Here is a 9,598-nt window from a genome sequence, read left to right on the forward strand (position 1 = left end):
GCTTGCTCGCGAAGGCGGCGGATCAAACACCATCACCCAACCAGACTGCCGGTGATTCTTGACTTGCGGTAAACATTGCTTTGCCGCTCCAGCGGTTTTTCTCACGGATGCAGGCGCGGATACTCGCGCCCATTCCCACTGCAACCTCTGGAGTCATCAATGTCCATTCCCGCCTTCGGTCTGGGTACGTTTCGCTTGCAAGGCCAAGTGGTCATCGATTCGGTGAGCACCGGCCTTGCGCTCGGCTACCGGGCGATCGATACCGCGCAAATCTATGAAAACGAAGCCGAAGTCGGCGAGGCAATCGCCGCCAGCGGCATCGCCCGGGAAGAACTGTTCATCACCAGCAAGATCTGGGTTGCCAACTTCTCCGGGGATCGTCTGATCGACAGCCTTGAAGAAAGCCTGCGCAAATTGCAGACCGACTACCTGGACCTGACCCTGATTCACTGGCCGTCGCCGGACGATCAAGTGCCTGTCGCAGAATTCATGGGCGCCCTGCTCGAAGCCAAGCGCCTGGGCCTGACCCGGCAGATCGGCGTGTCCAACTTCACCGTAGACCTGATGAAACAGGCGATTGCGGCCATCGGTGCCGAGCACATTGCAACCAACCAGATCGAACTGCATCCGTACCTGCAAAACCGCAAGGTCGTCGCGTTCGCGCAGAGCCAGGGCATCGGCATCACGTCGTACATGACCCTGGCGTACGGTGAAGTCCTCAAGGACCCACTCGTCCAGCAGATCGCCGAACGCCTGCAAGCGACGCCGGCTCAGGTCACCCTGGCCTGGGCCATGCAATCGGGCTACGCAGTGATCCCGTCGTCCACTCGCCGGACCAACCTTGAAAGCAATTTGAAGGCTCGCGAGCTGACCTTGAGCGAGGCCGACATGGACTTGATCGCAACGCTGGATCGCGGCCACCGGCTAACCAGCCCAAAAGGTATCGCGCCGAACTGGGATTGAGCCTCAATCCTGCTCAAGACTTTGATCCAGACGGGTCATGGCTTGCTGCAACTGGTCGACGGCGTCGTCGATCAGTGCCCTGCTGCCGTCATGGCACGCCCGCTCCAGTTGTTCGCAACACTCCACCAGGCCAAACGCTCGCACCATCAACGCCCCACCCTTGATCCGGTGTACCAGTGCCTGCAAACCAGGGTGATTGTCGCTGGTGTGCAAGGCCAGCAAATGCACGCGATCCTCGCGGTTGGTCAGCGCCAGATCGCGCAGCAGTTGATCGATCAGCTCACGGTCCGAATCCGCATAGCGTTCGAGCCCGCTCAAATCGAACTCGGCGAAGCCAGGGGTCTCGATTGCCGCTGGAGGTGCACTGGAAAAGCGCTGGGCGAGCCACGCCTGCAAATCCACCAGGCGAATGGGTTTGAACAGGCAATCATCCATGCCCGCTGCCCGACAACGGGCTTTCTCCTCGGCCTGCGCATTGGCGGTAAAGCCCAGAATCAGCGTCGGCGACAGACCTTGCAGCCGTTCTTGCTCACGTATCGCACCCGCCAACTCGTAACCGCTGAGCACCGGCATGTTGCAGTCGGTGATGATCAGATCGAACCCCTGCCCGCGCCATTGTTCAAGCCCCTGCACCCCGTCCTCCGCGAGCATCACACGGTGGCCCAGATAGCTCAGTTGCCGCGAGAGCAGCAGGCGATTGGCCGGATAATCGTCGACCACCAGAATCGTCAACGCCCGGGTCGCGAGCGGCTCCGGCCCCTGGGACACCACTTCGACCGACAACGCTTGCAGGACGGGCAGCACCAGGCTGATGTGCACCCGCGTGCCGCGCCCAGGTTCACTGTCGAGTTGCAACCGGCCGCCCATCATTTCGCACAGGGTGCGACTGATTACCAGGCCCAGGCCGGAACCCTGCCGGGCCGACTGCTGGCTGTTGCCCGCCTGCACGAACGGACTGAACAGGCGTTGCTGGTCGAAAGCGCTGATACCGATGCCACTGTCCTCGATGTGTACGCTGACCGCGAGATGCGCCGGCGCTTGCGGCAGTACCCGCAGCGTCAGGTTCACCTGGCCTTCACGGGTGAACTTGATCGCATTGCTCAGCAGATTGGACAGCACCTGTTTGAAGCGCGTGGGATCAAGCATCACGTCACAGTCACTGAGCGCGTCGAGCTCGACCCGCCACTGCAGATTCTTCTGCACCGCCAGCCCTTCGAATACCCGGCAGACCGACGTCACCAGCGCGTGCAGATTGACCCGCTCCGGCGCCAACGACAAATGCCCGGATTCGATCCGGGCGACATCCAGAATGTCGCCGATCAAATCCAGCAACTGCTGCCCGGCGTTGGACGCCACCTCGATGGCGGCGCGGTCGGTCACTCCTTCATCAGCCCGTTTCAGCGCCAGTTCAAGCATGCCGATCAATGCGTTCATCGGCGTGCGGATTTCATGGCTCATGGTGGCCAGGAATGTGGTCTTGGCCCGATTGGCGTCGTCGGCCGCGTCCTTGGCTTCCTGCAGTTGTCCGAGCAATTGCTGACGCTGACGAATCTGGCGCCGCTGCCAGACGATCCCGGCCAACGCCAGCGATAGCAAGACACCTGCCACCGCAAACGCCTGCACGATCGCCTGCCGGTGTCGCAGCCAGTAACTCTGCTCGACCATCGAGTCATAGCGCCAGGGTTGAGTCAGCTCGTCAATTTCTTCGGGTGGGATACTCAGTAGCGCCTTGTCCAGAATCGAATGCAGCTCGGTGGCCTCACGACTGGTTGCCAGGGTGCTTCGAGCGGGGTCGGTGCCCACGGTGCTGGTCACTTGCAGGCGATCGCGATACTGCCGGGAGATCAGGTAACGGGCGCTGATCAAGGAGTTGATGCCGCCTTGGGCCTTGCCCTGCGCGACCATTTCCATGGCGTCCGTCGACAGTGGCGCATCCACCTGCTGGATCTGCGGGTAATGCTGGCTGATGTACTCGCTGGCAATGTTGCCCCGGGTCAGCGCCAAGGTTTTCCCCGCCATGTCATCCAGCGTCCTGGGGCTGTCCACGGCCACGCGGGTCACCAGCACCGACGGGCTGCTCAGAAACGAACGGGTGAACCGCAATTCATCTTCACGCTGGGAACTGAGGCCGATACCGGCCAGCACATCGATCTGGCCGCTGGTGATGCCGGACATCATCTCGGCCACCGACTTCATGCCCTGGATGTCAAATTGCAACCCGGTGCGCAAAGTGATTTTCGCCAGCACATCGACACCGATACCGCGAAACTTGCCTTCACTGTCGACAAATGTAATCGGCGGAATATTTTCATTGATCGCGACCCGCACGCGCGGGTGGCGCTGGAGCCAGTGCTGTTCGGCCACGCTCAATTGCAAGGACTGGGTGCCCGGGATAGACACCCCGTTGGCCCCCCAACGGCGCAGGATGTTCATTTGTTCATTGGTGGTGATGGCCGCCAGTGCCTTGTTGACGATGCGTAACAGCGGCACGTTGTCACGGGCCATCGCAAAGGCAAAACGCCCGGACTCCATGGGCGAAAAATCCGTCAATTGCACGTTGTTCAGGTAATTCTTGCTGATCAGATAATGGGCGTTGATCGCATCGCCAAGGTAGACATCGGCCTGACCGAACGCCACGGCGCCCATCGCCGCCAGTGTCGAGGGAAACAGCTGGACCTGCGCTTTGGAATAGAACTGTTGCACGCTGTATTCGGGCAAGTAGTGATACAGCATCACCAGCCGCTTGCCGGCCAGTGTCGGGTCGAGCACCGGAGGGAAATCGGTGCGCGTGACCAGCACCGGTTGATCGACCGCATAGGCGCTGGACATCTGTAACTGTGGATCTTCGGCTTCAAATCGATTGGCCGTTCCCAGCAGGTCTGCCTGCCCTTCCTTGATGGCCTGCACCGCGTCGGCCCGCGACGGATAACGTTGAACCACAATGCCTACGTTCAACAATTGTTCGAGCAATCCGGCGTAATCGGCTGTGACGCCCTCGAACACCTTGCCGGCCGTGTTGAACTCGAAGGGAGGATAGTCCGGAGCCGAGACGGCCAGCACCAATCGGCCCTTTTGCTGCAGCCAGCGTAACTCGGTTTCCGACAACCTGACGCTCAGGCCTTCGACACTCGAGCGTCCCAACAAGGTCAAAGACTGTTGTGCACAGACCATCGATGTCCATAGAAGAAGGCCAGCCAGCATCCAACCTGCCAGTCGTCGGAGTACGTTCATTCAGATCAAATGATTGCGCAGGGCGAAATCCCTCAAATGCACCGACGAGCTCATGTTGAGCTTGAGGGTGAGTCGGGTCTTGTAGGTACTGACGGTCTTGTAGCTCAGGTGCATGATCTCGGCGATTTCCAGGTTTTTCGAACCCCGGGCCAGGTACTGCAAAATGGTCAACTCACGATTGGAGAGCTTGTCGATCAACTGCTTTTCACTGCGTTGCAACTCCCCCGTCGACACGGAGCTCGAGGAGATCTGGGCGAAATAGGTGTAGCCGGCCATCACGCAATTCACCGCCGCCTTCAAGTCATCCAGGTCCTTGCTCTTGGAAACATAAGCAACAGCCCCGGCACGCATGCACCGGTCCTGATAAAACTGGGCCTCCAGCGAGGTGAACACCACCACGCGGCATCGCGTGTCTTCGGCCTTGATGCGATCCATCACCTCAAGCCCCGCCACACCGGGAAGGCCCAGATCAAGCAGCACGACATCCGGTTGATGCTCGCGGATCAACGACAAGACCTGATCGCCACGGGAGGCCTCGTAAATCTGCTTGAATCCTTCGCCCTTGAGTACGAGTTTGATCATGGAGCGAACCACCGGATGATCTTCCACAATCAGTGCTGACTTCATGACAACTCCCGTGCAAAACAACACGATCGGGCAAAAAAATGCCCTCCAGGCACCGCAGCGATTGGGCACAACGCTGCGCATAGACTTTTGCATGGAAGGCTGGAAAGAACTACCTGACAGAAATGACAGTTCCGACGAACGGTAACCCACAATCAATGGCGCTCATCAACTGCGTAATCGACGCCAGGTCAGGCAGCGCGGCCTGGCTGACCTGGACTTTGGCTGCGACGGGCGGCACCGGCACCTGCTGGTCATTGAAGATAAACCCGTGATGAACATGCGGGTTGTCGGCCAGGAAACTGAACAGGTCCAGCCCTTCACTGGCCATCGCCCCATTGACGAGCACCAGATCCAGAGGCTCGCCAGCGTACTCCACCAGTGGAAGGAGCTCGTCGAGGCTCTGCACCGGTGCCACCCGGAAGTAGCCGAGCTGGTTGAACAGCCGCTCGATCCGCAGGCGGTTGAAGTGCTGCGCATCGACGATCAGGATGCGCAAGGATTTATCCGGCAAGGTGACCTCCAAAAGGATGTCGGTTTCAAGAGGTCGCAAAGCCTACGGAAGACCCTCTTAGGTTTATGTAGGAATATTCCTAAATAAATGCCGGTTAGTCTGACGCTTGCCAGGGAAACCTTGGCCTTCACTCCGTAGTACTCGGACTCCAGAACGCCTGCACCACCAGGGTCGACGTCGAAATCCGGGCCACCAGCGCATCCAGTTCATCACCATCGACCGAGGTGGTCGCCAGGGTGGCTTCGATTTCTATTTCATCCGTGCCGAAGGCATGCACATCGACATCGCTGGCCGGATAGTTGCTGCGCTCCAGCTCGGCTTCGAGCAAGGCCAGCACGGTTTTTTGCTGCGTACGCCGGGCAATGACATAGACGATGTTGGTGACTTCTGCCGAAATCACATCCAGCGGCTGACGGTTGATGTTGTTGACGATCGGCCGTAGCAAGGTGTTGGCCGCGAGCACGAACAGTGTGCCGAGCAACGCTTCGGCCAGCAGGTCGGCGCCGGCGCAGGCGCCCACGGCCGCAGAGGTCCAGAGGGTCGCGGCGGTATTGAGGCCGCGCACGTTGCCTTCTTCACGCATGATCACCCCGGCACCGAGAAAACCGATGCCGGAGACCACGTACGCCACGACCCGCACCGCGCCTTCGGCACCGGCCAGCCGGTTGGCCATGTCGACGAAAATCGCCGCGCCCACCGCCACCAGCACGTTGGTGCGCAGGCCGGCGGTGCGTTGCCGGTACTGACGCTCGAAACCGATCAGGCCGCCGAGGATAAAGGCCGCGCTGAGGCTGACCAGGGTGTCGAGCAGGGAGGCCAGCTTGAGGTTGTTAAGTGCTTGCATGATGAATCCCTTGAAAAACACACGATCCCCTGTGGGAGCGGGCTTGCTCGCGAAAGCGGTGGGTCAGTCGATGATGATGGTGACTGATACATCGCATTCGCGAGCAAGCCCGCTCCCACAGGTTTTGCGGCTTTATTGCCAGCCGAACCGGCGGATGTAGAACCCTTTTACCGCCTGGGTCAGCGCCATGTATGCCAGGAGGATCACCGGCAGGAACACGAAGTACAGCGACGGCAGCGCCTGCAGTTTGAAGTAATGCGCCAGCGGCCCCATCGGCAGGAAAATACCCACGGCCATGATCAGTCCGGTCATCACCAGCAACGGCATGGCCGCGCGGCTTTGCAGGAACGGGATCTTCGGCGTGCGGATCATGTGCACGATCAGCGTCTGGGTCAGCAGCCCGACCACGAACCAGCCGGACTGGAACAGGGTCTGGTGATCCGGGGTGTTGGCATCGAACACGTACCACATCAAGGCGAACGTGGTGATGTCGAAGATCGAACTGATCGGCCCGAAAAACAGCATGAAGCGCCCGACATCCGCCGGCTGCCAGCGTTGCGGTTGCTTGAGCATTTCGTCATCGACGTTATCGAACGGAATGGCGATCTGCGAAATGTCGTAGAGCAGGTTCTGCACCAGCAGATGCATCGGCAGCATTGGCAGGAACGGGATGAACGCACTGGCCACCAGCACCGAGAACACGTTGCCGAAGTTCGAACTGGCGGTCATCTTGATGTACTTGAGCATGTTGGCGAAGGTGCGGCGCCCTTCCAGCACGCCCTCCTCCAGCACCATCAGGCTCTTTTCCAGGAGGATGATGTCGGCCGCTTCCTTGGCGATGTCCACGGCGCTGTCCACCGAAATACCGATGTCGGCCGTGCGCAGCGCCGGGGCGTCGTTGATGCCATCGCCCATGAAACCCACCACATGGCCGTTGCCCTTGAGCAGACGGACGATGCGTTCCTTATGCGACGGGGTCAGTCTGGCGAAGACGTTGGTGGTCTCCACCGCTTTCGCCAGCTCGGCATCCGTCATGCGTTCGATGTCATTGCCCATCAGCAGGCCTTGCTGTTCCAGGCCGACTTCGCGGCAGATTTTCGCCGTCACCAGTTCGTTGTCACCGGTCAGCACTTTCACCGCCACACCATGCGCCGCCAGGGCCTTGAGGGCCGGGGCGGTGCTTTCTTTCGGTGGATCGAGAAACGCTACGTAACCGATCAGTGTCAGTTCCTGTTCGTCGGCCAGGCTGTAGGTGTCGCGTCCTTCAATCATTGACCGGGCTGCTACGGCAACCACCCGCAAACCTTCGGCGTTGAACGTGGCCGTGACCTGACGGATTCGCGCCAGCAGTTCTTCGGTCAACGCCTCATCGACTTCGCCGTGACGTACCCGCGAGCAGACCGCCAGCACCTCTTCCACCGCGCCCTTGCAGATCAGCAGGTGCGGTTGCTCGTGCTCGGCGACCACCACCGACATGCGCCGGCGAGTGAAGTCGAACGGAATCTCGTCGACCTTGCGAAACGCCGTGCCGACTTTCAATTCGCGATGGACCTCGACGTGTTCGAGCACCGCCACATCCAGCAGATTTTTCAGGCCGGTCTGGTAGTAGCTGTTGAGGTAGGCCATTTCCAGCACGTCATCGGAGTCGCGGCCCCAGACATCGACGTTGCGCGCCAGGAAGATCTTGTCCTGGGTCAGGGTGCCGGTCTTGTCGGTGCACAACACGTCCATGGCGCCGAAGTTCTGAATGGCGTCGAGGCGTTTGACGATGACTTTTTTGCGCGACAGGAACACCGCGCCCTTGGCCAGGGTCGATGTCACGATCATCGGCAGCATTTCCGGGGTCAGGCCCACGGCAATCGACAGCGCGAACAGCAGCGCTTCGGTCCAGTCGCCCTTGGTGAAACCGTTGATGAACAACACCAGCGGCGCCATGACGAACATGAAGCGGATCAGCAGCCAGCTGACTTTGTTGACCCCGGTCTGGAACGAAGTCGGCGCCCGGTCGGTTGCGCCCACGCGCTGGGCCAAGGCGCCGAAATAGGTGCTGTTGCCGGTGGTGAGGATCACCGCCAGCGCCGTGCCCGACACCACGTTGGTGCCCATGAACAGAATGTTGTCCAGGTCCAGTGGATTGCGCGTGTCGCGGTCCTGCTGGCGAGGAAATTTTTCCACCGGCATCGATTCACCGGTCATCGCCGCCTGGCTGACGAACAGGTCCTTGGCACTGAGCACCCGGCAATCGGCGGGAATCATGTCACCGGCGGACAGCACGATCAGGTCGCCCGGAACCAACTGCTTGATCGGCAATTCGATGCGCTGCGCGCTGAGGTCCTCAAGGTCCCGGCGCATCACTGTGGCCGTGTTACTGACCATGGCCTTGAGGGCATCGGCGGCCTGGTTGGATTTGGATTCCTGCCAGAAACGCAGCAAGGTCGAGAGCACCACCATGGAAAAAATCACGATGGCGGCCTTCATGTCTTCGGTCAGCCAGGAAATGACCGCCAGCAACGTCAGCAGCAGGTTGAACGGATTTTTGTAGCAGTGCCACAGGTGCGTCCACCAGGGTAGCGGCTGCTCGTGCTCGACTTCGTTGAGGCCATATTGCTCGCGCAGGGCGGCGGCTTCGAGTTCGCTCAAGCCGTCGGTGTGGGTGCCGAGTGAGTTGATCAACTGGCCCGTTTCACTGCCGGCAGCGGCTACCAGGGTTTGTGCCAGGGTCGGCGGGACTTCACGGCTGACCGTGGTGTCGGTGAAGGATTCCAGCAACGCCAGGCGACGAAAGTGTCGGGCGATGTGGCGGTTGCGCAGGAAGCCTGCGAAGAGTTCCTTGAGGGTAAGTTTCATGGCTGGTGCCCCTTTGGTCAGCCGGGAAACCGTCAAGCAGGCAGGTCCACGCCGCTGCCGCCGGAACAACCGGCATGGCAAGGCCTGGCGCGCCAGTCACGAATGACAGGCGTGTCGATAGAGCGGCGGCCACGACAAAAAGTCGAAACCACGCACTGTTCAGCGTCGATGAGAGGGGCGTCGGGACACGGCCAGGATTGGCCATGACCGGGATGCCGCTGCTCGCTTTTCGGCGAGACAACGGCACAGGAGACTGCGCGTTATCTTGCCGAGAAAATGCCGGTTACCGAGACCGGCCGACAACTGTCACTCGAACAAGTACCCACTGTGGGTCTCCGTAATGGATGAAAACGCGCGAAGCTTACGCCCCGGTTTTTGCAGAGTAAACCAGGCATTGCCGAGCTGAAGGGGAATCGCGGGGTTCTTCAGGAAGGGTTCAGGATTCAATATTTGTGGTGTTTTCCATGGCCCCTTCGCGAGCAAGCCCGCTCCCACAATGGACCTGTGTTCGCCGGACCAATGTGGGAGCGGGCTAGATCGGAAGAGCACACGTCTGAACTCCAGTCACGCCAATA

The 9,598-nt window shown here is 60.2% G+C and carries 6 protein-coding genes; 1 reads left to right on the top strand and 5 read right to left on the bottom strand.

From position 1 onward, the window contains the following. Positions 1 to 159 precede the first annotated feature (159 nt). Positions 160 to 963: a 2,5-didehydrogluconate reductase DkgB gene (dkgB, locus tag PMI28_RS00105; protein WP_007992969.1), complete on the top strand. Its 804-nt coding sequence runs from the start codon at positions 160 to 162 to the stop codon at positions 961 to 963. A gap of 3 nt (positions 964 to 966) precedes the next feature. Here the strand turns inward: dkgB and PMI28_RS00100 are convergent, their stop codons facing one another. From PMI28_RS00100 to mgtA, 5 genes are all read right to left on the bottom strand, one after another. Next, positions 967 to 4,164: a transporter substrate-binding domain-containing protein gene (locus tag PMI28_RS00100; protein WP_086805317.1), complete on the bottom strand. Its 3,198-nt coding sequence runs from the start codon at positions 4,162 to 4,164 to the stop codon at positions 967 to 969. Between the two features lie 30 nt (positions 4,165 to 4,194). Further along, positions 4,195 to 4,821, bottom strand: coding sequence for a response regulator transcription factor (locus tag PMI28_RS00095; protein ID WP_007992971.1), 627 nt, complete (start codon positions 4,819 to 4,821; stop codon positions 4,195 to 4,197). A gap of 109 nt (positions 4,822 to 4,930) precedes the next feature. Next, a complete protein-coding gene (locus PMI28_RS00090) occupies positions 4,931 to 5,332 on the bottom strand; it encodes a chemotaxis protein CheY (protein WP_007992972.1) in 402 nt (133 codons plus the stop codon). 127 nt (positions 5,333 to 5,459) lie between these two features. Next, the gene (locus PMI28_RS00085) at positions 5,460 to 6,176 is read right to left on the bottom strand and encodes an MgtC/SapB family protein (protein ID WP_007992973.1); all 717 of its coding nucleotides are present in this window, start codon (positions 6,174 to 6,176) and stop codon (positions 5,460 to 5,462) included. Positions 6,177 to 6,308: 132 nt separating this feature from the next. Beyond that, positions 6,309 to 9,023, bottom strand: coding sequence for a magnesium-translocating P-type ATPase (gene mgtA, locus PMI28_RS00080; RefSeq protein WP_007992974.1), 2,715 nt, complete (start codon positions 9,021 to 9,023; stop codon positions 6,309 to 6,311). Positions 9,024 to 9,598 lie beyond the last annotated feature (575 nt).

It is taken from the genome of Pseudomonas sp. GM48, assembly GCF_000282335.1.
Lineage (GTDB): Bacteria > Pseudomonadota > Gammaproteobacteria > Pseudomonadales > Pseudomonadaceae > Aquipseudomonas.